This is a genomic window from Pigmentiphaga sp. (genome assembly GCF_033795525.1).
Classification (GTDB): Bacteria; Pseudomonadota; Gammaproteobacteria; order Burkholderiales; family Burkholderiaceae_B; genus Pigmentiphaga.
Genome location: NZ_JARYGM010000003.1, coordinates 398,365 through 423,302 on the forward strand (window position 1 = coordinate 398,365; position 24,938 = coordinate 423,302).

The 24,938-nt window shown below is 66.3% G+C and carries 23 protein-coding genes; 12 read left to right on the forward strand and 11 right to left on the reverse strand.

Translation table 11 applies throughout. The features are described 5' to 3' along the window. Positions 1-33: 33 nt before the first annotated feature. The 4 genes from QHC78_RS10490 to QHC78_RS10505 are packed head-to-tail and all read right to left on the reverse strand — an operon-like array spanning position 34 to position 4,143. On the reverse strand, positions 34-1,143 hold the full coding sequence (locus QHC78_RS10490; protein WP_319744180.1) for a zinc-dependent alcohol dehydrogenase: 1,110 nt from the start codon (positions 1,141-1,143) through the stop codon (positions 34-36). Further along, complete coding sequence (locus QHC78_RS10495) at positions 1,140-2,150, reverse strand: hypothetical protein (RefSeq protein ID WP_319744182.1); 1,011 nt, start codon at positions 2,148-2,150, stop codon at positions 1,140-1,142. The genes QHC78_RS10490 and QHC78_RS10495 overlap by 4 nt, the downstream gene beginning before the upstream one ends. A 24-nt stretch (positions 2,151-2,174) precedes the next feature. After that, positions 2,175-3,143 (reverse strand): TAXI family TRAP transporter solute-binding subunit, encoded by a 969-nt coding sequence (locus tag QHC78_RS10500; protein ID WP_319744184.1) that lies wholly within the window; start codon positions 3,141-3,143, stop codon positions 2,175-2,177. A gap of 10 nt (positions 3,144-3,153) precedes the next feature. Further along, positions 3,154-4,143, reverse strand: a complete 990-nt coding sequence (locus QHC78_RS10505) for a Bug family tripartite tricarboxylate transporter substrate binding protein (RefSeq protein ID WP_319744185.1) — start codon at positions 4,141-4,143, stop codon at positions 3,154-3,156. Positions 4,144-4,359: 216 nt separating this feature from the next. Here QHC78_RS10505 and QHC78_RS10510 point away from each other — a divergent pair, with 216 nt between their 5' ends. Further along, entirely contained in the window at positions 4,360-6,195 is a 1,836-nt protein-coding gene (locus tag QHC78_RS10510) for an ABCB family ABC transporter ATP-binding protein/permease (protein WP_319744189.1), read from the forward strand. A 30-nt stretch (positions 6,196-6,225) separates the two neighbouring features. On the opposite strand, the gene QHC78_RS10515 is transcribed toward QHC78_RS10510, so the two are convergent. Then, positions 6,226-6,888: a bifunctional 4-hydroxy-2-oxoglutarate aldolase/2-dehydro-3-deoxy-phosphogluconate aldolase gene (locus QHC78_RS10515; protein WP_319744191.1), complete on the reverse strand. Its 663-nt coding sequence runs from the start codon at positions 6,886-6,888 to the stop codon at positions 6,226-6,228. A gap of 82 nt (positions 6,889-6,970) precedes the next feature. Continuing rightward, on the reverse strand, positions 6,971-8,170 hold the full coding sequence (locus QHC78_RS10520) for an MFS transporter (protein ID WP_319744193.1): 1,200 nt from the start codon (positions 8,168-8,170) through the stop codon (positions 6,971-6,973). Positions 8,171-8,319: 149 nt separating this feature from the next. On the opposite strand from QHC78_RS10520, the gene QHC78_RS10525 reads away from it, so the two are divergent. Further along, a complete protein-coding gene (locus tag QHC78_RS10525) occupies positions 8,320-8,616 on the forward strand; it encodes an acylphosphatase (protein WP_319744195.1) in 297 nt (98 codons plus the stop codon). Here QHC78_RS10525 and QHC78_RS10530 read toward each other — a convergent pair whose 3' ends face one another. The 4 genes from QHC78_RS10530 to QHC78_RS10545 form a co-directional block, all read right to left on the reverse strand. Further along, complete coding sequence (locus QHC78_RS10530) at positions 8,617-10,089, reverse strand: aldehyde dehydrogenase family protein (protein WP_319744198.1); 1,473 nt, start codon at positions 10,087-10,089, stop codon at positions 8,617-8,619. Positions 10,090-10,162: 73 nt separating this feature from the next. After that, the gene (locus tag QHC78_RS10535; RefSeq protein WP_319744200.1) at positions 10,163-11,953 is read right to left on the reverse strand and encodes a thiamine pyrophosphate-binding protein; all 1,791 of its coding nucleotides are present in this window, start codon (positions 11,951-11,953) and stop codon (positions 10,163-10,165) included. A gap of 41 nt (positions 11,954-11,994) precedes the next feature. Beyond that, a complete protein-coding gene (locus tag QHC78_RS10540) occupies positions 11,995-12,969 on the reverse strand; it encodes a Bug family tripartite tricarboxylate transporter substrate binding protein (protein WP_319744202.1) in 975 nt (324 codons plus the stop codon). 256 nt (positions 12,970-13,225) lie between these two features. Next, positions 13,226-14,020, reverse strand: coding sequence for an enoyl-CoA hydratase-related protein (locus QHC78_RS10545; RefSeq protein WP_319744204.1), 795 nt, complete (start codon positions 14,018-14,020; stop codon positions 13,226-13,228). A gap of 249 nt (positions 14,021-14,269) precedes the next feature. Here QHC78_RS10545 and QHC78_RS10550 point away from each other — a divergent pair, with 249 nt between their 5' ends. Further along, positions 14,270-15,103 carry a DUF3014 domain-containing protein gene (locus QHC78_RS10550; RefSeq protein ID WP_319744206.1) on the forward strand — a complete coding sequence of 278 codons (834 nt, stop codon included), beginning with the start codon at positions 14,270-14,272 and terminating at the stop codon, positions 15,101-15,103. A gap of 94 nt (positions 15,104-15,197) precedes the next feature. Here the strand turns inward: QHC78_RS10550 and QHC78_RS10555 are convergent, their stop codons facing one another. Beyond that, positions 15,198-16,301 carry an aromatic ring-hydroxylating dioxygenase subunit alpha gene (locus QHC78_RS10555; protein WP_319744208.1) on the reverse strand — a complete coding sequence of 368 codons (1,104 nt, stop codon included), beginning with the start codon at positions 16,299-16,301 and terminating at the stop codon, positions 15,198-15,200. 435 nt (positions 16,302-16,736) lie between these two features. On the opposite strand from QHC78_RS10555, the gene QHC78_RS10560 reads away from it, so the two are divergent. The 9 genes from QHC78_RS10560 to QHC78_RS10600 all read left to right on the forward strand — a co-directional run bounded on the left by QHC78_RS10560 (position 16,737) and on the right by QHC78_RS10600 (position 24,927). Continuing rightward, a complete protein-coding gene (locus QHC78_RS10560; RefSeq protein ID WP_319744210.1) occupies positions 16,737-17,390 on the forward strand; it encodes a TetR/AcrR family transcriptional regulator in 654 nt (217 codons plus the stop codon). 81 nt (positions 17,391-17,471) lie between these two features. Next, positions 17,472-17,930 (forward strand): RidA family protein, encoded by a 459-nt coding sequence (locus QHC78_RS10565; protein ID WP_319744212.1) that lies wholly within the window; start codon positions 17,472-17,474, stop codon positions 17,928-17,930. A gap of 25 nt (positions 17,931-17,955) precedes the next feature. Further along, on the forward strand, positions 17,956-18,822 hold the full coding sequence (locus tag QHC78_RS10570) for a creatininase family protein (RefSeq protein ID WP_319744214.1): 867 nt from the start codon (positions 17,956-17,958) through the stop codon (positions 18,820-18,822). Then, positions 18,819-20,219 carry an FAD-binding oxidoreductase gene (locus QHC78_RS10575; RefSeq protein ID WP_319744216.1) on the forward strand — a complete coding sequence of 467 codons (1,401 nt, stop codon included), beginning with the start codon at positions 18,819-18,821 and terminating at the stop codon, positions 20,217-20,219. The genes QHC78_RS10570 and QHC78_RS10575 overlap by 4 nt, the downstream gene beginning before the upstream one ends. A gap of 44 nt (positions 20,220-20,263) precedes the next feature. Then, positions 20,264-21,244 (forward strand): ABC transporter substrate-binding protein, encoded by a 981-nt coding sequence (locus tag QHC78_RS10580; RefSeq protein ID WP_319744218.1) that lies wholly within the window; start codon positions 20,264-20,266, stop codon positions 21,242-21,244. A gap of 21 nt (positions 21,245-21,265) precedes the next feature. Then, on the forward strand, positions 21,266-22,255 hold the full coding sequence (locus QHC78_RS10585; protein ID WP_319744220.1) for an isopenicillin N synthase family dioxygenase: 990 nt from the start codon (positions 21,266-21,268) through the stop codon (positions 22,253-22,255). Then, positions 22,252-23,208, forward strand: coding sequence for an ABC transporter permease (locus QHC78_RS10590; protein ID WP_319744222.1), 957 nt, complete (start codon positions 22,252-22,254; stop codon positions 23,206-23,208). The genes QHC78_RS10585 and QHC78_RS10590 overlap by 4 nt, the downstream gene beginning before the upstream one ends. Further along, on the forward strand, positions 23,205-24,023 hold the full coding sequence (locus QHC78_RS10595; RefSeq protein ID WP_319744224.1) for an ABC transporter ATP-binding protein: 819 nt from the start codon (positions 23,205-23,207) through the stop codon (positions 24,021-24,023). The genes QHC78_RS10590 and QHC78_RS10595 overlap by 4 nt, the downstream gene beginning before the upstream one ends. Before the next feature lie 124 nt (positions 24,024-24,147). Further along, complete coding sequence (locus tag QHC78_RS10600) at positions 24,148-24,927, forward strand: class I SAM-dependent methyltransferase (protein ID WP_319744226.1); 780 nt, start codon at positions 24,148-24,150, stop codon at positions 24,925-24,927. The last annotated feature ends 11 nt before the right edge of the window (positions 24,928-24,938 follow it).

Consider the following 24,938-nt stretch of genomic DNA (forward strand, 5'->3'; position numbering starts at 1 on the left):
CCGCGTCGGGTGCGGTTCCGGAACGGGTCCGGGTCAGGCCTGGGCCGGGTGCACGACGGTCATCCACATCGGCTCGCTGCGATCCAGCATGAGCCGCAACGCGTGGTTCACGTCATCCAACGCGAAATGGTGCGTAATCAGCTCGTCCACGTGCAACCGTCCGGAGCCCAGCAAATCCAGCACCGCATCGGTATCCGAGCGCGTGCACGCGCGGGTGCCGACCAGCCGCCAGCATTTGTGCATGAACTCGTTGATCGGGACCGGCAGCGGGCCGGCGTTGCCGCCCATATGGACCAGAGTGCCGCCCAGCGCGAGCGACCGCAGGGCCTGCGCGGTCCCCGGCCCGCCGGGGAAATAGTCGAGCACGGCGTCGGCGCCGTCAGGCAGCCGTTCACGCAGGCTGCGTGTCAGCCCTTCGCTGTCCGGCCAATCCGATCCGAGTTCGTCCAGGGCCACCAGCTCGACCGGCAAGTCTCCCGCCAGGGGCCGCAGCGCCTCGAGCCGGGCGCGGGATCGTCCGACCAGTATCAATTGGCGCACGCCATAAAACCGGGCCAGCTTGATGCTCGCGGTGCCCATGGTGCCGGTCGCGGCGGTAATGACCAGGCGCCCCGGTTCGGCAATGGCGGCGCACTTGAGCGCGCGGACGGCGTTCGCCAGGTCGTGGACCTTGGCGCCTACGTCGAAGCTGACGTTGTCGGGAAGCGGGTCGACCAGCCACGCCGGCACGCGTGCATACTCGGCCAGTCCGCCGTCATGGTATCGGGCATACAGCTCAAGCTTGCCGCTGCCGAAGGCAGCATGGCCGATCATGGCGGTTTCCTGGCACATCTGCTGCCGATCGGTACGGCAGTAGAGACATTCACCGCATGACAGCATGGGGTGCACACGGACACGCCGGCCCAACAGGCCCCCGTCCGCCTCGGCGCCCGCGGCAACGACCACCCCGGCAATCTCGTGGCCGGGCGTGGCGGGCAGGTGCTTGAACCGGCCCCGCTCGAGCAGCTTGATCATGCCGGGCGCGATGCCCGCCGACATGACGCGTACCAATACGTCGCAGGCGCCGGGTTCGGGCACCGGAAGCCGCTCCAGGCGCAGTTCGCTCTCGCCCCGATAGCCGCGCGCGGCAAGCATGGTCGTCATTGCGGTTCTCCGTTCTTTTTGCGGCCGCTGCCGCGCAGCGCATCGATTTCGTCGGGACGCATCCTCACCGCGGCCCGCTTATCCCGGGCAACGCACGGAATCGGTCGTGTGGAAGCGAGGGTCAGGTGGACGCTGGGCTCGGCATGGATGCTGGTGAAGGCGACCGCGCGCGGAATGCGGACGAAGTCGCCAGGCTTCAAATGAAGTGCGCCCCGCTGGGTAACCAGGGTGCGGGTGCCCGCGACCTGGTACTGGATCTCTTCGGCGTTGCAGAGCCGCCGGTAGACCGTCCCTTCGGAGCCATGCACGGCGACTTGCCCGATCATGATCTCCGCACTTTGATAGAGCCAGGCGGTCCCGGAAGAACGGGCATCGGGGCGCAGCACCTCCAGCCGGTCCTGGACTTCGTCGGCATGCGCCAGAAGCATTTGTTCGTCTACCGGCGCAAACGCGACATCCTGGCCGGGTCCGCCCGCGCCTTCGGTAACGAGCTCATTGACGACCGCCGCCGACCAGCCGGGAAACGGCGGGATCCTGGCTTCGGACCGGCGGTCCACGGGCGCGAGGCGCCGCACGGGTCCAGGAACGTAGAACAGCAAATGGATATCGCGCCGGCCATAGTTGTCATGCGCGACCCCATCGGGCAACAGCGCGAACTCGCCCGGCGCCACGTCGACGCTGCCCAGCTCCGTCATGATGGTCCGGTCGCCGCAAACCTGAAACGAGATCTCGTCCACGCCGCAGTTCCGGTGATAGAAGGGCTGGCGGGCGTTCATGGTCTGCCACTCGATGCGCACCGACTCGCTTTCGTAGACGCCCCGCGGCGGCACGAAAGGCTGGTCGACGTAGTCGGGCGCAAAGAACGCCGCTTCGATGGGAGGATATTCGCGCGGCGCGCGCATGCGGCCGGGCAAGGGATCGCCCAGCAGCAGGTCTTCGCGACGGCGAAGGACCCGGGGCTCCGCATGGAACGGAAAGACCTCCAGGTATTCAAGGACTTCAGGCACGGCGTTCTCCTTCTATCGGGCGGCTCAGGACAGCACCCCGGCTTCGCGGTAGTAGCGTTGCGCGCCTGCATGCAAGGGGACAGGCGGACGAGCCATCCGCGCCGGCTCCAGCGGATACGACAGCGGACTGCGCTGCGGCGGCAAATGCCGGTACTGGCGTTCGATGGCGTCCCGGGTCTCGGCCAGGCACCACGTCAGCAGATGCGCCACGTCGGGGTCCATGTCGTCGCGCACCAGTACCAGAAAGTCGGAAAAATCCAGCGCATCGAGCGGCGATTCCAGGTTCTGCCAATATCCCGCCGGCAGCGGATTCGCAGGAAAACCATAGTCCGCCTCGAGCCGACCCAAGGCGGCGCGCTCGGCCGCCAGGGGTACGGCCTGCCCCGACTCCACCAGGCGTGCCCACCATGGGGTCATGATTGCTTCTTGCAAGACTCCATCGACTTCGCCTGCTTCCATGCGCGCCAGGCTGTCCCGGGGGTTGGTATCCTCGACATAGGATCCGCCCCACGAAGCAAGAGTCGCTTCGCCGATGCCATGCGCCTGCATGAACAGGCGGCTGACGTAGCCGATGAAATTCGTCCCGTCATTGCGCGAGGCGGCGATACGCAGCGCAGGCCTGCGCCGGCGCAGTTCCTCGAATGAACGGATGCCCAGGTCCGGGCGCAGCGCCAGCACCATGCGGTCGTTCTGCGGCAGGACGGCCAGCGCCAGCAAGTTCGGCGCGGCTCGGCCCTGGAAAATCAGCTCGCCACCGAGCGCGGCGGGGATCAGCATGGCGGGCGTCACCAGGCACAGGTCGGCCTCGCCGTCCTGGACCAGATCGATGGCTTCGATACCACCCGCGCGGATGCTCCAGATGGCGATGCGGCTCCTGGGCCCGGTGCGCTTGCAGAACTCCTCGCACAACCAGCCGCAGATGCGATGGAAATTCGCCTGGCCCCAGTCGCCGACGAAGCGCAGGTGATATGAGCGGGAAAGTGCCGGTTGCATGATGCGCCTCCTATTCGACCTTGATCCCGGCATCGCGAATGACCTTGGCCCAGAAGTCGTTCTGTGCCCGTATCAGCGCGGCGAAAGCCTCCTGGTTGCTGTCGACCGGTTCGAACCCCAGCTCCAGCAGCCGCTTCCGGATCTCCGGCCGCGCCAGGACCTTCTGCACAGAAGCCGCCATCCTGGCTGTCAATTCGGGGGGCGTGCCCGCGGGCGCCAGCAGGCCGCCAAAGCCCACCACTTCGAATCCCGTGTAGCCGGACTCCTTCATGGTGGGAATGTCCGGGCTGATCGGCGATCGCGCCGAACCGGTGCTCGCAAGAATGCGCATGGCGCCAGACTGTGCGTGCGGCAGCAGATCGGAATACGACGCGAAAACGCTGGCGACCCGTCCCGCCGCCACTTCCATCACTGCGGGAGGGATCCCGGTAAAGGGCACGTGCAGCATATCGATACCGGTCTGTTTCATCAGGATGACCGTATTCAGGTGCGGGGTAGACCCCTGCCCGGGACTGGAGAACGCCAGCTTCGATCCTGGCTGCGCGGCGTGGGCCACGAATTCCTTGACGGTCTTGGCCGGCAGGCCGGCGTTCACCCCCAGCCACAGCTGAGCGTTGAACAACTGGGCAACCGGCGCGAAGCTCGACACCGGGTCATAGCCGGCCGATTGCAGCAGCTGAGGCGCCTGAACAGCGGGAGTGGTGCCGAGCAGCAGCGTGCGGCCGTCCGGAGCGGATTTGGCCACGTACGCGGCACCGATGATCCCGGAAGCGCCCGTGCGGTTATCCACCACGACGGGCACGCCCCACTCCTTGGCCAGGGGCTCGGCCACCAGCCGAGCCGCATTGTCGAACGAACTGCCTGCGCGGCCGGAAACCACGATCGTCACGCGCCCGCCCTCGAAGGGCTCGGCGCGGGCCGGCGTGCCGGCCGCCAGGACCCATGCCGCGCAGGCCCCGCCGAGCAGCCTGGCACCACCCACTTTCCGAATGTCATACATGGCTGTCTCCCCCTTTTTTTCGGGTTGATTGTCCTGTCAATACTGTGAGCGGCGCGGCGGGCGGTCAAACGCGCTTCTCAGCGGGTGAGATGCGGTCTGCCGAATTCTCTCCCCGCCGCAGCGCCTTTCGCTGTAGCCCCATGGCCGCCTCGGGTAAACGAGCCTGGACATCCAAACAGGCGTATCGTTTGCCCTAACGCTTTCAGGAACCCTGCTTTGAACACCCCTGCTTCTCCTCGTCTGCAAGGTGGTGGACTTTCCACCTTGCGCACCCTCCTGCCTTATCTCTGGCCCGCCGGCGCCTCGAACCTGCGCCTGCGCATTGTCGCGGCGGTCGCGCTGCTGATTGCCGCCAAGGTGGCCAACGTCTATGTCCCCCTCTTCTACAAGTCGGCAGTCGATGCGCTGGGCGGCACGGCCGGCGCGGCCATCGCCATTCCGGTCGGCATGATCCTGGCCTACGGCGGGGCGCGAGTGTTGACCCTGGTGTTCTCGGAATTGCGCGACGCCGTCTTCGCCCGGGTGGCGCAGCATTCCATCCGGGTGGTGGGCCTGCAGGTGTTCCGCCACCTCCATGCGCTGGCGCTGCGTTTCCATCTCGCGCGGCAGACCGGCGGGCTGACCCGTTCGATCGAGCGCGGCACCAAGGCCATCGACACGCTGCTGTCCTACATGCTGTTCAACGTGCTGCCGACGCTGTTCGAGATCGGGCTGGTCACGATCATCCTGTGGCGCATGTTCGACGTGTGGTTCGCGCTCGCTACCTTCGTCACGGTCGCGCTCTACATCGCCTACACGCTAATCGTCACCGAGTGGCGCACCAAGTTCCGCCGCCAGATGAACGAGACCGATTCGGAGGCGAACACCAAGGCCATCGACAGCCTGCTCAACTACGAAACCGTGAAGTACTTCGGCAATGAGGAGCATGAAGCCAGGCGCTATGACCAGGCACTGAACCGCTATGAGCGGGCGGCGGTCAAGAGCCAGGTCAGCCTGTCGCTGCTCAATATCGGCCAAGCGGCGATTATTTCGGTCGGGCTGACGGTAGTGATGTGGATGGCGGCCCGCGGCATCGTGGCAGGCCGGCTCAGCATCGGCGATTTCGTGCTGGTCAACGCCTACCTGCTGCAGCTCTACCAGCCGCTCAATTTCTTCGGTTTCGTCTACCGCGAGATCAAGCAATCGCTGATTGACATGGACCGGATGTTCGAGCTGCTGGCGGTAGACCGCGAGATTGCCGATAAGCCGGGCGCACCTGAGCTGCAGGTAGAGGGCGCAACCGTCGAGTTCCACCATGTGGTGTTCGGGTACGATCCCCGGCGCATGATCCTCAAGGACGTCAGCTTCACCATCCCGGCCGGCAAGACGGTGGCCGTGGTGGGCTCATCGGGCGCCGGCAAGTCCACCTTGAGCCGGCTGCTGTTCCGCTTCTACGACGTAGACGAGGGCGCCATCCTGATCGACGGACAGGACATCCGCGAAGTGACGCAGTCCAGCCTGCGCGCGGCGATCGGCATCGTGCCGCAGGACACGGTGCTGTTCAACGACACCATCTACTACAACATCGCCTACGGGCGCCCTGGGTCCACGCAGGCCGAGGTCGAGGAAGCCGCGCGGCTCGCGCACATCCACGACTTCATCCTGGCCATGCCGGACGGATACCAGACAGTCGTGGGCGAGCGCGGGCTGAAGTTGTCGGGGGGCGAAAAACAGCGCGTGGCCATTGCCCGTACCATTCTCAAGCGGCCGGCGGTGCTGGTCTTCGACGAAGCGACCAGTGCGCTGGACACCCATACCGAGCGCGAGATCCAGACCAACCTGCGCGAGGTAAGCAGGGGCCGCACGACGCTCACCATCGCGCACCGTCTTTCCACCATCATCGATGCGGACGAGATCATCGTGCTCGATGGCGGCCGCGTGGTGGAGAAGGGACGCCACCACCAATTGCTGACGCTGGACGGCGCGTACGCGGCCATGTGGCGGCGCCAGCAGGAGGGCGGTGACGACGGGGACGATCTCAAGCCCTACCGGGCAGCCGTCGAAGTGTCCTAGCCGCCGGCCGGCCCGCGCGGGGCGGCTGTTCTACCGGCTGGCGGCGGCTTCCTCCACCGTGGCGCGCAGCTGCGCGACCAGCGCGTCCGTATCGCGCGCGGCGAGCTTCTGCTTGTCGAACAGATTGCTGCCCATGCCGACGATCTCGGCGCCGGCGCGGAAATAGGCGGCCATATTCTCGCGGGTAATCCCGCCTGTAGGACAGAACAGGGTGTCGGGAAATACCGCCTTGAGCGCGGCAAGATGGCCTGGCCCCCCCGTATCGGCGGGGAAGATCTTCACCACGTCGGCACCGGCGGCCCGGGCGGCAAGAATTTCGGTGGGCGTGAACGCGCCCAGCATGCTCAGCGCCCCGGCCGCGCGCGCCAATTCGACCAGCGGCGCCACCACGCCCGGCGCGACCAGGAAATCTGCACCCGCCTCCAGGGCCTGGCGCGCCTGCTCGGCATCCAGCACGGTCCCCACGCCGATCAGCACGTCGCCCCGCTCCGCCAGTTCGGCATCGGCCCGTACCGCCTTCAGCACGTCGAGTACGCCGGGTATGGTCCAGGTCAGTTCGATGCCACGGCAGCCGGCGCGCAACGCGACCTGGGCCGCATAGAGCGCCGTTTCGGCATCACGGTAGCGCAGCACGGGAATCAAGTGGGCGGCACGCAGTACTGCCCAGCGCTGTCGGGAAAGGGAATCGGTCATCGGCATGGTCCCATCGGCCTATAAAGGGCAGGCTAGCACGAGCCGGCGGCCGCGCCTGTAAAAGGCGGCAACAGCGCCGGCCTTACCCCTGGACGGCCGCAGCCGTCGTCCGCGGGCGGGTTTTCCACACCAGCATGCAGCCTATCGCCATGCAGGCCCCAGCCGCTGTGACCGCGTACCAACCTCCGTGCGCATAGGCCCACGCGGAGATCATCGATCCGATGGAGCCGCCGATGAAGTAGCTCGTCATGTACGCCGCCGTAAGCCGGCTACGGGCTTCGGGCCGGATACGGTAGATGGCATTCTGGTTGCTGATATGGACGGTTTGCGCAGCCAGATCGAGCAGGATCACGCCCAGCACCAGCCACAGCGCGGACTGCTGGCCAAGGGCCAGTGGCAGCCATGACGCCAGCATGATGCCCAGGCCGAAGCGGGTCGCCGTCTCGCCCTTGCCGCGGTCCGCCAGCCGGCCCACGCGTGCCGCGGCCAGCGCCCCGGCAGCCCCCACCAACCCGAACAGGCCGATGGTGAAGGTGGAATAGTTGAACGGCGGCGCCGACAGCAGGAAGGCCAGCGAGGTCCAGAACATCGCAAAACCGGCGAACGAGAACGCGCCCATCAGCGACCGGGTCCGCAGCACCGGTTCCTGCGCGATAAGGCCGGCAATGGAGGCGATCAAGCGCGGATACGACATGCCGGCCGCGGCCTGGGACGCGTGGCGGGGCAACGCCTGGCGCAGCACGAAGGCCAGCACGGCCATCAGGACCGCCGCGACGCCATAGACCACGCGCCAGTTGCCCAGCGAGGCCACGATACCGGCGAAGGTCCGCGCGAGCAGGATGCCCAGCAGCAGCCCGCTCATCAGCGTACCGACGACCTTGCCCCGTTCGTGGGGGCCGGCCAGCGTGGCCGCGAACGGCATCAGGACCTGGGCCACCACCGAGAACAAGCCGGCGGCGGCCGTGCCGGCCAGCAGCACCGCGAGGTTGCTCGACAGGGCGCTCGCGCACAACCCGACCGCCGCCAACAGCGTCATGATGAAGATGAGCTTGCGCCGGTCGAGCCGGTCGCCCAGCGGCACCAGGAAGAAAAGCCCCAAGGCGTAGCTGACCTGCGCAGTCGTCACGATGGCGCCCGCTGCCGGCACCGACAAGCCCAGGTCCTGGGCGATGGCGTGCAAGAGCGGCTGCGCATAGTAATTGGACGCCACGGTAAGGCCCGTGGCGATGGACATCAGCCAGACGAGGCCGGGATTGAGTTTGCTGGTCGAAGGGTCAGTCATGATGAAGGGGAAAACGGCTTACCGGGACGCATTATTCCCCACTGGCCATCAATGAATCCAATGGATAATTTCCGCTGGTAGACTTTTACGCCGGGACAGGCGCCCGGCGACCCACGACAACCACCTGCCCGATCCTAGCGATATCCGCCATGCAAGAACTCGACAGCTCCCATCCTTTGGAAACCGTCATCGTCCGCGTCACCGGCAAGGTCCAGGGCGTGGGCTACCGGCTGGCCACCGTCCGCCGCGCCCATCTGGTAGGGGTAGGCGGATGGGTACGCAACAACGAGGACGGTTCGGTCGAGGCGCTGGTCCAGGGCACGCCGGACCAGGTCGACCAGATGCTCGAATGGATGCGCCAGGGCCCGCCGCAGGCCCGTGTGGACGAGCTCACGAGCGAACGCCAGTTCATCGACCGGCGATTCGCCCGCTTCGAACAGCAGTAATCAGCCCAGCTTGACGTTCACGTTCTTGGTATAGGTGAATTCGAGCAGCTCGGCAAAGCACTCCTCGCGGCCGATACCGGACTGCTTGACCCCGCCGAAAGGCGCGCCCAGGAAGTGCTGGCTGGTGTTGTTGATCCATACATAGCCGGTGGTCATGCGCCGTGCCGCGCGGTGGGCGGTATTCAGGTCGCGGGTCCAGATCGAGCCGGTCAGGCCGAATTCCACGCTGTTTACTTGTTCGAACAGCGTGTCTTCGTCGCGCCATTTGAAAACCGACAGGATGGGGCCGAAGACCTCCTCGCGCGCCAGCCGCATGTGAGGCTGGACATCGGCGAAAACCGTGGGCTCGAAGAAGAAACCGCTTGCCAGCGCGGGATCGGCTGGACGCCTGCCGCCGCAGACCAGCCGGGCGCCTTCTTCCAGTGCCGACGCGACAAAACCTTCGACTTTCTGCAGCTGGGCGCGGCTGACCAAGGCCCCCATGGTGGTGGCGGGATCGGTCGGAATGCCGGGCTTGTGGCGCTCGGGCAGCAGGCGCGCCACTTCGGCCAGCACCTGGTCATGGATGGATTCGTGGAGGAACACGCGGCTGGTGGACCCGCAGCTCTGTCCCGACCAGGTGAAGTTCATGCCACCGATGATGCCATGCACCAGCTTGTCCAGCTCGGCGTCCGGATAAGCAATCAGCGCGTTCTTGCCACCCAGCTCGAGCAGCACCGGCTTGAGATCCTTGGCCGCGGTCTCCATGACTGCCTTGCCCGTCGGCACGCCGCCGATAAGCGTGATCTTGCGCACCAGCGGGTGCCGCGACATGGCGTCGCCGCATTCGCGGCCGCCGCACAGGAAATTCACCACGCCGGGCGGAAAAATATCGCCGATCAGCTCGGCCAGCCGGATGATGGACAGCGGCGCCTGGTCCGGCGCCTTGACCACGACCGTATTGCCGGCGGCCAGCGGCGCGGCGATGCGCAGCGCCGCGAACATCAACGGATGGTTATAGGCGACGATGCGGGCAATGACGCCCATGGGCTCCTGCACGGTGTAGTTCAGGTTCCCGTCCCCCATGGGAATGGTTTCGCCCTTTACCTCGGTAGCCAGGCCGGCAAAGTATTCCAGGCCGTCGGCCGCAAAACCCGCATCGTGCAGCAGGATGGAAACAGGATTGCCATTGTTGAGCGAATCGAGCTGCGCCAGGGGTTCCGCATGGGCACGCAGCACCGCGGCGGCCCGCCGCAGGTAATCGGCCCGCCGGGCGGGCGGCGTACCGGCCCAGCCGGGAAATGCCGCATGGGCCGCGCGCACGGCGGCATCCACGTCATCCGCGCCGGCCACTGGCGCTTGGGTGATCGGCTCGTCATAGGCCGGATTGATGGTGTCGGCATATTCGCCCGATCGGGGGGCGTGCCAGGCGCCGCCGTAGAAAAGACCGCGCTGGGCCGGCAGGATGCCCTCGGGGATCTCGTAAGCACGCATGGAAAATCTCCGCGAAGTAGAAATGGTAGCGGCCACGCAGGCGCAGCCGCAGTGTCGTCCGGCAGACCGGCGCTCAGTGGGTGGAGCGCGTCAGCCCGGCCGTCATGGCGGGGTTGTAGCCCGGCTGCACGATGGCATCCACGACCACGATGCCGCCTTGCCTGACCTCGGCGACAGCTTCGGCCAGCACCCGCTCCAATTCCGCCGCCCGATGCACCGGCCCTATGCCGGTCAAGCCCTGCGCGCGCGCGATGGCGGCCAAGTCCGGCGCCGGCTCGTCGATGCGCTGGCCGACCCACCGGTTCTCGACCGGCCGGCCGCGCTGCCGCGCCACCCGTTCCTGGTGAATCTCGTCGTTGAAAAACGACCGGTTGTTGCACACGATCATCAGCATAGGAATGCCGGCATTGGCGGCCGTCCACAGCGCGTTGGCGCCCATCATGAAATCGCCGTCGCCGATCAATGCCACCGGCAGCCGCTCGCTTCCCTTGAGCGCGAGGGCCGAACCGATCGCCATGCCGGGACCGGATCCCACGCCGCCTCCGCCGTCGTAGCCAATGAAGTCCAGCGGGTGCCGGAAGTCCCACAAATCGCCACTCCAGCTCAGCGGCAGGCGCATAAGGCACGTCGGCGCATCCGCCACCACCTTGCGCAGCACGGCGGCCACGGTGGGCACCGACATCGGTGCTGCGGGATCCTCCGGGATCGCCGGCCGCTGCAGGGGGGCGCGCGGCGGTGGCGGAACCTGGCGAGGCGTGACATGTTCGTTGAGCAGCGCGACGGCGGGTTCGGGCTCGGACAACAGGAACAGGTCGACCGGCGGCAGTCCCTGATGGTCCATGCTCCAGCCGTTATGGTTGTAATGGTCTACCGACACCTGGATGATGCGGCTGCCCACCGGGTCGCTTCCCCAGGCCTGCTTAAGCGTACCGGCAAGATCCAGCCAATCCAGGCTGAGGACCACATCGGCCTCGCGCAATACCTTCTCCGACTGCGGATTGAGGAACATGCCGCAGGGCGCCGCATGCAGGGGATGATCGGTGGGAAAAGCGGCGCCGACGCGCAGATCGGTCAGCACCTGCGCCTGCAAAGTCTCGGCCAGCCGCACGCGCTGCGCCCATCCCTCCTCGGAACGCGAAACCCGGCCGGCAAGGATGACCGGCCGCTTGGCCTGAGACAGCCATTGGGCCGCCTGCCTGACCTGCTCATCCGCGGGCCGGGCCGGCGGCGGCGCCAGGTAGCGCGACGGATCGGGCAGGGGATGGTCCTGCTCGCAGCGCGCCTCTTGCAGCGAGGCATCCAGGCACACGTATACCGGACCTTGCGGCGCGCTGGTGGCGATCTGGCGCGCCCGCAGCAGCGCCTCGAGCGCGGCGGGCACGGACGCGGGCTGGGCATCCCACTTGATGAAGTGGCGGATCAGCGCGCCCTGGTCCTGCGCGGTGTGGATCCAATCTATCCACGGGCGCCGCTTGGCTGCATCGACCGGCCCGGTAGCGCCCAGGATGATTACCGGCGCGCGGTCGACCCAGGCATCGTAGATGGCCATGGAGCCATGCATGAGCCCGACGTTGGCATGCAGCGCGGCGCCCAGCGGCTTGCCCGTTACCTTGGCGTAGCCGTGCGCGATCGCGACCGCGTGCTCCTCGTGCAGAACCACGATCATCTGCGGCTGGCGGTTGCCCAGGTGATTGACCAGGCTGTCGTGCAGCCCCCGGTAGCTCGAACCCGGATTCAGGATCAAGTACGGAATGTCGAGCGCGCGCAGCATGTCGGCAATCCTGTCGCTGCCCCATACGACACCATCGTCGTTCCAGGGTTGCGGTTCATCGCGGCGCACCAGGGATTCGGTCGAGGACTTCATGGAGATTCCTATGGAGATAAAAGAAACGATGCGGAAACGGTTCAATCGACGCGGATGTTGGCGCGCTTGATGACCTCGGCCCAGCGCTGGCGGTCGGTCAACATCATGCGCGTGAACTCCTCCGGCGTGCTGGTCGCCGCCTGTATGCCCTGCTCGGTCAGCTTGGCTTGCGCCGCGGGCAGCTTGAGCACCCGGTTCACCTCGGCATTCAGCTTCGCCACGACGGCGGGCGGGGTGCCGGCGGGCGCAATCAGGCCGATCCAGATGTCGCTTTCAAAGCCCTTGACCTTCTCTGCGATGGTGGGCACCTCAGGCAGGGTTTGGAAGCGCTGCGCCCCGGTCACGCCCAGCGCCTTCAACCGGCCGTTCTGGATATAGGGAAGGGCGGAGTTGATGGGGCAGAACATGACGTCGACCGTACCGGCCAGTACGTCGACCAGCGCCGGGCTCGACCCCTTGTAGGGCACGTGCGTCAGCTGCGTCGAGGTCAGGGACTGGAAGATCTCCGCCGACATGTGCTGGGGACTGCCGGCCCCGGCCGAGGCATACGTCAACTTGGTAGGCGCGGCCTTGGCCATGGTGATGAGGTCGTCGATGGAGTTGGCCTTGAACTGGCTGGGCACCACCAGCGCCATGGGCACCGTGGCCAGCAGCCCGACGCCCGTCAGCTCCTTCTGTACGTCGAACGGAAGCTTGGGATACAAGGCGGGATTGACCGCCACGGTCTGGTTGGGCGCAATGCCCAGCGTGTAGCCGTCCGGCTTGGACTTGGCCACGAGATCGGTTCCGATGTTGCCGGCCGCGCCGGGCTTGTTTTCCACCACCACGGGCTGGCCGAAGGTTTCCGACATCTCCTGGCTGAGCAGGCGGGCGAGCACGTCATTCGAACCGCCGGGCGGCAGCGGCACGATGATGCGTATCGGTTTATCGGGATAATCCTGTGCGTAGACGGCCTGGGCGGCGCAACAACCGATGAGCGCCGCGGCCAGCGCCGCGCGATATGCGTGCTTCATCATGTCTCCTCGCTATGGGCCGCTGCCCGCGGGCGCGTGCGCCCGCGGAGGCGGCCGGTTTATTGGCGGAGGCCATGATAGGGAGTCACGTCGGGCACTTCAATCTTGAATATTGATTCAACGCTCTCAATCTTGAATCACTATTCAATGCATAGGCCGGCTTCAGTACCTAAGCCGGCTCGCAAGACAAACCGGCCGCTGGCGGCGGATGCCGCAGCGGCCGGCCTGGGGGTGCAACAAGCGGGACGCAGCGTTCGCGTCAACGCCCCTTGAACACCGGGGCGCGTTTTTCCATGAAGGCGCGCATGCCTTCCTTCTGGTCTTCGCTGTCGAACAGCCGCTCGAAAGCGCGGCGCTCGAGCGCCAAGCCGGCTTCGAGGCTGGCGTCGGCGCCCAGGCGCACCGCATCGCGTATGGCGCGCACGGCCAGCGGCGGCATGGCGCAGATCTGCCGTCCCAGCGCGACGGCGCGCTCGAGCGCGGTGCCGTCGGGCACCAATTCGCTGACCATATTGGCGTGGTAGGCGGTCTTGGCGGGAATCCGCTCGCCCGTGAGCGCCCACAGCAGCGTCTTGTACTTGCCCGCGGTACGCAACAGGCGCTGCGTACCCCCGCCGCCCGGGATGATGCCGACCTTGATCTCGGGCTGGCCGAAACTGGCGCCCTCGGCTGCGATGATGATGTCGCAAGCCAGCGCCAGCTCGCAGCCGCCGCCCAGCGCAAAGCCCTCGACGGCGGCGATGACCGGCTTGCCGAGCGTACGCAGCACGTGGAACACCTGGTCGCCGCCTTGCAGGGCATGGTCGGTCGGCCGCATGGCGGACATTTCGACGATGTCCGAGCCCGCGACGAAGTAACCCCCCGCGCCGGTCAGCACGATGCAGCCGACGCCCGGATCCTGCTCGAGCTCGTGCAGGTATCGGATGAGCGTGCCCTTCACCTCGGCATTGAGGGCGTTTTTCCGTTCGGGACGATCGATGACGATGACGCCGACATTGTCATGACGCTCTTGGCGCACCGGCGCCTTGTTCTGTTGGGTTTGGCTGTCAGGCATGGCAGGAAATCCAGTTCGCGGTGGGAAGCGCAATCGGGTGCGCGTTGGACAGCCGGCCTGGCGGTCTCCACAGCCAGCGGCCGGACGTATCCAGGATAGCAAACCTGCGCGCCGCGAGGGTCGCCAGCCGTGCCGCCGGTGTGCATTTCCGCACGCCTTCATGCGGATGCGGCAACACGCTATCCGCCGTTTGGGCCGGTGGACAGATGGCTGGTACAGTGTCCGTGATTCTTCCGATTTAGGCCCGTCATGAATCGACTGTCATCCTTCGTCATAGTGCTGGCCCTGGCAGCCATCGGCACCGGCCTCTACCTGTACCTGCGGCCGGAACCCGTGCCGCCCACAGCCAACGTGGAGCCGCCGCCTCCGGTGGTGGCCGAGCCGACCGAACCAATCGCGCCGCCCGCGCCCGCACCGGAGATCCAGCATCCGATCGAGCCGCCCGCTGCCGCGGCCGAGGAACCCCAGCGCGCCGCCCCGCCTGACATCAACGTCGCGCTTAGCGGACTGCTGAGCCGGGATAGCGTTCTGGCCTTCTTCAATCTCGACCGGTTCATCCAGCGTGCGGTCGCCACGGTAGACAACCTGGCGCGCCCGCACGCGCCGCCGACGGTCTGGCCGGTCAATCCCACCCCGGGCCGGCTGGCCCTGGACGGCGCGGCTCCCGACGAACACATCGCCGCCGCCAACTACGACCGCTACAAGCCCTTCGTGGCGGCAATCGCCGCGGTGGACGCCGGGCGGGCGGCGGCGCTCTACCGGCAGCTCTACCCGCAGTTCCAGCAGGCGTACGAAGAACTGGGCTATCCGCGGGGCTACTTCAACGACCGCCTGGTGGCCGTGATAGACATTCTGCTTGCCACGCCCGATCCGGCCGAGCCGATCGCCGTCGACCTTCCCGAGGTCAAGGGTCCCAAGGAACTGCAGCGCCCATGGGCCCGCTATCAGTATTCCGACCCTTCGCTCGAAGCGCTGCCCGCCGGGCAGAAAATCCTGTTGCGCATGGGCCCGGAAAACCGCCGCGCGCTCAAGGCCAAGCTGGCAGAACTGCGCCGCCACATCGCCCAGCCGATGCCACAGTAGGCCGGCAGGCAACGGCGCCGGACGGTCCTCGCGGGCGCGAAAAAACCCGGCATGGATGTCGCCATGCCGGGTCCAGGCTAGACCGGTCCGGAAATCAACCGGCGGTAGCTGCCGTGCGCTGCGTGAAATGCACCGGGGCTTCGCCCGCGGTCTTCCCGAGGCTGGCGCGCTGCGCCGCTTCGGCGGCCAGCAGGCGGTCCAGCACGTCGCGGGACTGGACGCCGCCGGAATCGATGTTGAGCTTGAGGATCTTGCGCCCCGGGTTTTCGGACAGGTTGCGCTGCTGGGCTTCCAGCATGTCGAGGTCTTCCCCGAAGATCTTGCCTTGGCCTTCCCGGATCGTGGCGGTGAGCTGTTCGTCATCCGGCTTGAAGTTGCGCGCCATGCCCCAGAAGTACCAGATCGAGCTTTCCGTTTCCGGCGTGATGAAGTCGACCACGATGCTGGACGCCTTGAATTCGGCCGGCGCGTGGTAGCCGCCCTTGCCGGCATGCGCCACACCCACTTCAATCATGACGTGGCTAGGGGGCGAGAAGCGGCAGATCTGCCAACGGTCGCACGGCACGTCGTCGGCCAGCCCGTTGCCGCGCAGCGCCGCGGCCCAGAACGGGGGCGGCATGATGTTTTCCATGTGGCGGCTCGTGATCACCTCGTCCCCCACGGTCTTGGTGGAAGGTACCGACTCTTCGATTTCCGCCTGGCCGATGCTGCTGGCGTGGACATAGGTCTCGTGGGTCAAGTCCATGAGATTGTCGATCATCAGGCGATAGTCGCAATTGATGTGATACAGGCCGCCGCCGTACGCCCATTCCGGGTTGTCCGCCCACTCCAGGTGGTGGATCCTGGCAGGATCGGCCAGCTCGGCATCGCCGGGCCAGACCCAGATGAACCCGTAGCGCTCCACGGCGGGGAAGCTGCGGATGCTGGGGAAGGCGCGCACGCGCTGCCCCACCATGCCGGCGCAGGTACCGTCGCCATTCATGCGCAGGCCGTGATAGCCGCAGACCAGTTCACCGTTGTCGACGAAGCCCAGTGAAAGGGGAGCGCCCCGGTGAGGGCAGAAATCTTCCAGGGCGGAAACGACGCCGTCCTTGCCGCGGTAGAACACCATGCGCTCGCCGCAGACCATGCGGCCCAGCGGCTTCTCGGCGATTTCATCGGGGGTACAGGCGACGTACCACGCATTCTTCAAGAACATTGTCTTTCCTCCAAGCCCTGCCCTGCGCGGCACCGCCCGGGCGCCATGCGGGATGATGGGGCGAATGTTGATCTGTATACAGGCTGATTTTGCTCCTGAACCAAAACGGGATAAATACCGGGAAAACCCGCAGAAAATTTTGGGAAATGCAACAGATGTCCGAGGCGTTCCACTATTTCTGTATACAGTTATACCTACCCTTCGCCTCATGTCCGTGCCGCCCGGGTGAGCCGGCAAGCACCCTGGGGAGCTTGCCTCCCGGCCATGACCGCCGCGCCGCCTTGGCGCGAAACGTGCAAGCCTCCGCACCACTCATCCGCGCTGGCGGCAACCCGCCGGTTTTCGCTGCCGGCGGGCGCACCAGTCCCAAGCGCCCGCACCAATTCAGGACACCGCAGCCCCATTTCGGGGCAGACCAACAACGTGAACCGACGAATGACCGCCACTGCAACGCTCTTGCCCCCCGTCAAACCCGCCCGCAAGGGCCGCGAAGCCGCGCTTGCCCGCATCCGCGCAGCCGCCATCACCGAGTTCGCACTGCACGGGCTCAAAGGCGCCTCGACCCAGGCCATCGCGGCGCGTGCCGGCATGACCAAGGCGCAGCTGCACTACTACATCCTCGGCAAAGAAGAGCTGTATGAAGAATTGCTGCAATCGGTGCTGAACGCATGGGCGGGCGCAGCGACCTTCGACGAGCACTCCGGCGATCCGCGCACGGCGCTGGCCAACTACATCCGCGCCAAACTCGAGTACTCGTTCGCGTTCCCGGAACTCTCGCGCATCTTCACGCGCGAGGTGCTCAGCGGCGGGCCTTACCTGAAGAAGTATTGGCCGCAGGCCTCGGCTTCGGCCCACCGCAAGGTTGCCGCCATCGAGCGGTGGATCGCCCAGAAGCTCATGCCGCCGCTCGATGCGCGCATGTTCCTGATGCACATCTGGACGGTCACGCAGCACTACGCGGACTACGGTCCGCAGATAGCACTGATGTTCGGCGGCGTGGGGTCGCCGTCGTTGCCGCACGAGCACATCGTCGATGAAGTGACGCGCTTCATTCTTTGCGGCTGCGGGCTGGGCTCGGAAGCGGGCTGACCGCCATCGCGTTGGCACGACGCTTGCTTTGAAACTTTCCAAAAGATTTGACCGATTGGAAAGTTTTCTGGAGCCGCCGCGTTGAGCCAACCCGCCGTTGCCAAACCGCTCGCCCGCTACGCCGCCTACAAGCGCGTCGGCGATTTCATCTTCATGTCGGGCATCATCGCGGTCGATCCCGACGCCAACCGCATCGTGCGCGGCTATGCCGACCTGCCGGCACATGCGCGGGAAGCCCTGGGCGAAACCGGCGAGTTCTCGACCGACTACAAGGAAGGCCCCATCCTCGCGCAAAGCTGGTACGTGCTGGATCGCATCCGGCAAACCATCGAATCGGCCGGGGGCCGGATGTCCGACGTCTTCAAGCTGGTCCAGTACTTCAAGAACCTGGACCACTTCCCCTACTACAACCGCGTCCGCAAGCAGTTCTTCCCCGACGACCCGCCCGTATCCACGGTGGTCGAGGTGTCGGGCCTGATGCCTTGCGCCGAGATGCTGGTCGAAGTCGAAGCTACCGCCTATCTCCCCTTGTCCCGCTGACCGCTCCTTATCTATCGACACCATCATGCTGCACGGATTCACGCCGCCCCACCGTTTTCTTCCCTACCTGAGCTGGTCGGACATCGCTGCGCTGCCGGACCGCGAAAACACGGTCATCGTGCTGCCGGTGGCGGCGATCGAGCAGCACGGGCCGCACCTGCCCTGCGCGGTCGACAGCCTGATCGCCGCGGGCATTACCGGCAAGGCGCTCGAACGCCTGGATCCTTCGGTACCTGCCTTCGCGCTGCCGCCCCAGGTGTACGGCAAATCGGACGAACACCTGCATTTTCCCGGCACGATCACACTCACCGGCGAGACCTTGCTGGCGATACTGGTGGAAATAGGCGAATCGGTGTACCGCGCGGGCTTCCGCAAGCTGCTGATCATCAACGGCCATGGCGGCCAACCGCAGCCTATCGAAATGGCAGCGCGGGAGCTGCGCGTGCGGCACGGCGACTATATGGTCGTGCCGCACTTCACCTGGCGCGTGCCGCACGTGGCCGGCCGCTATCTGTCGGACAAAGAAAAGAAGCAGGCCATGCACGCCGGTCATGCCGAGACCGCGATCACGCTGGCCCTGGCGCCCGATACCGTGCATATGGAGCGCGCCGTGGCCAACTACGCGCCCGAATTCCCGTCCAAGCTGCTGTCGCCGGACGGCCGTCCGGCCGTGGCATGGGTGGCGCGCGACTTCGGTCCGACGGGGGTCATCGGCGACCCCACCGGCGCCACCAAAGAACAGGGCGAGGCCATTCTCGATTCGCTGGCCACGAGCTGGGCCGCCGCCATCAAGGAATTCCACGAACTCGAATGGGTCACGCGAGACGAGCCGTCGTGGGGACGCTCGCAGTTCACCGGTCACGTGGAAGCGGCCGACGGAGGCGCGCAATGAACGCTGCCGACAGCCGCCTGCTGACCCTGCGCAAACTCGAGCTGATTCGCGCCGAGTTGCCTTCCATCGACTGGATCGTGGATGACGCGCGCGTCAAGCGCTTGTCGCAGGACTATTTCTGGTTCAGCCCCGTTCTCAAGCGCTTGTTCGACGACAAGCAGGCCGATGCCGTGGCGCGCCCGCGCGACGAGGACGAGATCCGCCAGGTCGTCGGCGCCTGCGCACGCCATGGCGTGCCGCTCACGGTGCGGGGTGGCGGAACCGGCAACTACGCGCAGTCGACGCCGCTCAATGGCGGCCTGATCCTGGATTTGTCGCGCTTCAACAAGCTGCTGTGGGTGCGCAACGGTGTGGGGCGCGCACAGGCCGGCATACGGCTTTCCGACTTCGACCAGCAGTCGCGCCCCGACGGATGGGAACTGCGCTGCCTGCCTTCCACTTTCCGCATGGCCACGCTGGGCGGACTGTTCGGCGGCGGGTTCGGCGGCGTCGGCTCGATTACCTACGGCCCCCTGGGCGCCCCTGGCAATGTCCTGGCGATCAAGGCCATGACGGTGGAGGCGGAACCGCGCATCGTGGAATTGTCCGGCCCCGAGGCGCTGCTGCTGCATCACGGCTACGGAACCAACGGCATCGTGCTGGAGCTGGAAGTGGCGCTGGCCCCGGCGCATCCCTGGCTGGAGAACATCGTCGTTTTCGAGGACTTCGATCGCGCGCTCGATTGCGCCCAGGCCCTCGCGCAGGCGCCCGGCATCATCAAGAAATCGGTCACCTTCCTGGCGGCGCCCATCCCCGGCTATATGGAAGCACTGAAGGACTTCCTGCCCGAGGGCTGCCATGCGCTGATGGTGATCGTGGCCGAATTCAACGAAGCAGCGATGAAGCAGATCGTGGGCGAGTTCGGCGGGCGCATCACCTACCGGCAGGACACGGAGCAGGTGCAGGCCACGCGCCGCACGCTGGTCGAGTATGCGTGGAACCACACCACCATGCATGCGCTGAAGGTCGATCGGGGCCTCACCTATATCCAATGCAGCTTCCAGCCCGGGCGCAACCTGGAACAGGTGCGCCAGCTGGAGAAGCTGCTGGGCGGCGAAGTGTTGATGCACGTCGAATTCCTGCGGCTGCGCGACGGCACGCTGACCTGCAACGGCCTGCCCATCATCCGCTACACCACGGACGAGCGCTTGAACGAAATCATGCAGATCTACCGCGACCACGGCGTAGGCATCGCCAATCCGCACGTGTACGTGGTGGAAGACGGCAAGCAGGGCCAGATCAATCCCGCGGTCGTCATGAAGAAGCTCGCCTTCGATCCGCACGGCCTCCTGAACCCCGGCAAGCTGCGGGGATGGGAGATCCGCGACCAGATCATCGCCGCCCAGGCGCAAGCCTGATTCCGCAACCTTTCCTTTCCGCCCCACGAAACCAAGGACCTTCCATGCTCGCGACCCGTTTGAAGACCGCCCTCGTCCTGGGCGCCACCCTCGCCGCCCTGCTGCCCGGCCTGTCGGCCGCCGAATCGCTCAAGGTGCGTTACTCCTGGAAACTGAAGGGGGAGTATGCGCAGTTCTACATGGCCAAGGAGATCGGCGCCTACGCCAAGCGCGGGCTCGAGGTCAGCCTGGGCGAGGGCGCGGGCGCGCAAGCGGCGCTGGGCGCGGTGCTGCAAGGCCAGGAGGACGCCGCCGTGGTACCGGCCGCGTTCGCGCTGACCGCCATTTCCAAGGGCATGCCGGTCAAGATCGTCGCGCTCTACCATCCGCGCGCGCCTATCGGCATCCTCTCGCACGCCTCCAATCCCGTCGCGACCCCCAAGGACCTCGAAGGCAAGAAGATTGCGGTGTCCGTCGGCGATACGGTGGCGTCCTACCTGGGCGTGGTCTGCAAGATGAACCAGGTCGACTGCGACGAGATCGATCGCGTGATGATGGACAGCCAGGTCCGATCGTCGCAGTTCCTGGCCAACCGGGTCGATGCGCTGACGACCTACCTGAACGTGGATTCGCCGCTGCTGGCCAGCGTCAGCAAGGAACCGCTGGTCACGCTGGACTTTTCGAAGTTCGGGCTGGTGCTGCCCGGCATGTCGGTCGTGGTCAAGGACGACGCGGTGACCAAGAAGGCCAAGCCGCTGAGCGACTTCCTCGCCGCGCTGGACGAGGGCGTGACGGCCGCGCGCAAGGATCCGGGCGCTGCCGCCGAGGCCATACGCAAGGCCTGGTCGGGCAGCCCCAAGCCCGAGGTGGTCAAGGCCCAGGTCGTCGCCACGCTCGAGGCGATTCCCCAGCGCGGTGACCGGCCGGCCGGCTATATCGACCCCAAGGACTTGTCGACGGCCATCGACATGCTCAAGTCGGTAGGCGAACTGCAAGGCGACAAGCCGGTCGACGCCTTCTACAGCAACGCCTTGTTCACTGAATAAGCACCCGTCCGGACATCGGCCATGATTCTCTATACACCGCCCCATGCCGCCAGGGAGATCCCGGTCATCGACCTGGCCGACAGCTTCTCGCCGGAACTCGCGCGGCGCGAGGCAGTCGCCTGGAAGATCCATCAGGCTTGCCGCGACACGGGTTTTTTCTACGTGGCGAATCACGGCATCCCGTCCGACGTGCTGGCAGCGCAGCTGGATGAGGCCCGGCGCTTCTTTGCGCAGCCGCTCGAGGCCAAGATGCGCATTGCCATGGCCCATTCGCCGTGTCATCGCGGCTACGACCCCATGCGCAGCCAGACCCTGGACGTCGATTCGCCGGCCGACCTGAAAGAGGGCTTCCAGTTCGCCCGCGACCTGGCGGCGGACCACCCGCTGGTGGTCAGCGGCGTGCCGAATCATGGTCCCAACCAGTGGCCTGACGGCCTGCCGGGCTTTCACGAACAGATGGTGGACTACCAGGCGCGCGTCATCGCGCTGGGCCGGCACCTGATGCGCTGCCTGGCGCTATCGCTGGAACTGCCCGAGTCCTACTTCGACGCCGGCCTGGCCGAGCCGATGTGCTCGGTACGCCTGCTGCATTATCCGCCGCACCCCGCCGACGCGGGCTTCAACCAGCTCGGCGCCGGCGCCCATACCGACTGGGGCGCCATCACCTTGCTGCTGCAGGACGACTGCGGCGGGCTCGAGGTACGCAATAGCGACGGCGTGTGGCTGCGTGCCACGCCTATCCCGGACACCTTCGTGGTCAACCTGGGCGACATGGTCCGCCGCTGGACCAACAACCTGTATCAATCGACCCTGCACCGGGTCATGAACAACACCAGCGGACGCGATCGCTATTCGGTGGCTTCCTTCTTCAACCCCGAGCATTTCACACGTGTCGAATGCGTGCCGACCTGCCGTCCCGCCGACGGCGAACCGGACTACGCGCCGTGCACGGTGGGCGAGCACATCGCCGAAATGTTCCGCCTGACCTACGGCAAACCGGCGATGGCATGATGGCTACCTCGACAATGTCCCGCAATCCGTCTTCCACTGGCCGCGCCCATGCAGCCAGCCACGGCGCCGAGGCCCGGCCGGCTCCCGGCGACGTCTACGTCCTGGCGCACGGGGCCACGCCGCCCGCATCGGCACCCCGGCCGGCCAGCCCCTACCGGACCGAGGCCGAGCGCGCGGCACGGCGGCAGCAGCAACGCCGTCGCCAGCGCCTCTACAAGATCGCCGCGCCGGCCCTGGTCGTCCTGCTGGTCCTGGCCTGGCAGCTGGGCGCCACCGCAGCCGGCCTGTCAGAATTCATTCTCCCCACACCGTTCGCCACCATCAAGCGCATCGCGGCCGAGTGGCCGATGTTCATGCGCCACGCCTGGATCACCGGCCTGGAGGTGGTATTGGGCTTTGCCATGGCCGCCATGCTCGGCATACTGATGGCGTTGCTCATCTTCTACTCCAAGCTGTTCGAGCGCGCGGTCTATCCCATTCTTGCCGGCCTGCAGACAGTGCCCAAGGTGGCGCTGGCGCCGCTGCTGGTGCTGTACCTGGGCTACGGCTGGGGACCCAAGCTGTTCCTGGCCGGCTTCCTGGCCTTCTTCCCCATCGTGGTCTCGACCGTGCTGGGCCTGAAGGGCGTGGATCCGGGACTGGTCAACGCCGTGCGCTCCATGGGCGCCACGCCACGGCAGATCTTCTTCCGCGTGCGGCTGCCCGCGGCGCTCCCGAATATCTTCGGCGGCTTCAAGGTCGGCATGAGCCTGGCCGTGATCGGCGCGGTCATCGGCGAGTACGTGGCCGCGGAAAAAGGCCTGGGGTATCTGCAGCTGCAAGCCAACGCCAACTTCGACACCACGCTCAACCTCGCCTCGGTCTTCATCATCGCCATCATGGGCTCGCTGCTGTACTGCCTGCTGGCCTTGGTCGAGTCCCGATTCGTCTTCTCACGGAACACGCAACGATGAATGCCCGGCTCGCCCCCGTTCCCGCCGGCGTCCGCGACGGCGCCACCCTGCGCTTTGCGCGCGTCACCAAGCTGTTCGACACGCGCGAAGGCGATGAGGTGTGCGCCCTCGACGACTTCGACCTCACGATCGCCCCGGGCGAGTTCGTCGCGGTCGTTGGCCCCAGCGGCTGCGGCAAGAGCACGCTGCTCTCCCTGGCCGCGGGCCTGGACACGCCCACGGCCGGCCATGTCAGCGTCGATGGCAAGGAACTGGCCCGGCCCCATCCCGAATCGGCCACCGTCTTCCAGGCCGACCAGCTGCTGCCGTGGCGATCGGTGCTGGACAACATCCTGCTGCCGCTGGGATTGCGGGAGAAACTCACGGCGCGGCACCGCGAACGGGCCGAGGCCTGGCTCAAGCAGGTGGGGCTGGAGGGCTTCGGCAACAAATATCCGCACGAACTGTCCGGCGGCATGCGCCAGCGCGTGTCGCTGTGCCGTGCGCTGATCCAGAACCCGCGCCTGCTGTTGATGGACGAGCCGTTCGGCGCCCTGGACGCCCTCACGCGCGAGCAAATGATCGCCGACCTGCAGGCGCTATGGACCTCGCTGGGCAACTCGGTACTGTTCATCACCCACGGCATCGACGAAGCGGTCTTCCTGGCGGACCGTGTCATCGTCATGTCCCCGCGCCCGGGCCGGATCGCGCTCGAGTTGCCGATACCGTTGCCGCGGCCGCGCCGGTGGAAGGAAGCCTTGCAGGACCCGGCGTTCCACGCGCTGATGGCCCAGGTCAGGGAGACCTTCGAAGCGCAGGGCGTGCTGCACGTTTGAGAGATCGCGCGTAACGTCCACTCCGGCAGGCCTGGCGCATCTGCGGCAACAACGCTAAAAGGTCCACTTGGCGGGGCCGCGGCTGCATGGTAAGACTGGCGGCCCCCCGCCACCGGAGAAAAACATGGACAGCACACCCGCCATTCACCGCGCCGCTGCCGACGGCTATGCCAAAGGCGCCGACACTTATGTCCGCGGGCGTCCCGATTACCCGCCGGAGATCGACGCGTGGCTACACGAGACGCTGGGACTGACGGCAGGCAGCACCGTGCTCGATCTAGGCGCCGGCACCGGAAAATTTACGCCCCGCCTACTGGCAACCGGAGCGCGGGTGATCGCCGTGGAGCCGGTTGCCGCCATGCTAGCCAAGCTTGCCGCAACCCAGCCCGGCGTGCGGACTATGGTCGGCAAAGCCGAGGCCATCCCGCTTCCCGATGCGAGCGTCGATGTCGTCGTGTGCGCCCAAGCCTTCCACTGGTTCGCCACGGCCGAAGCACTGACGGAGATCCACCGCGTGCTCAAGCCGGGCGGCCGGCTCGCGCTGGTCTGGAATATGCGGGATGCGCGCGTGCCGTGGGTGGCGCGGATGGACAGTATCGTGAACGAGTTCGAAGGCGACGCGCCGCGCTATTACACAGGTGCTTGGCGCAAGGCATTTCCCCATCCCGGCTTTGGCGCCATGGACGAGCGCCACTATGCCAACCATCACACCGGCTCACCCGAAGACGTCATCCTGAACCGCGTACGCTCGACCAGTTTCATTTCGGCCTTGCCCCCGCAAAAACAAGCGCTAGTCGATGAACGGCTGCGTGCGCTGATCGCAGCCGAACCCGAACTGCGCGATCAAGCCGTGGTGACGGTTCCCTACGATACCGCTGCCTACTGCCTGGCACGACTGGACTGATTACGCAGGGG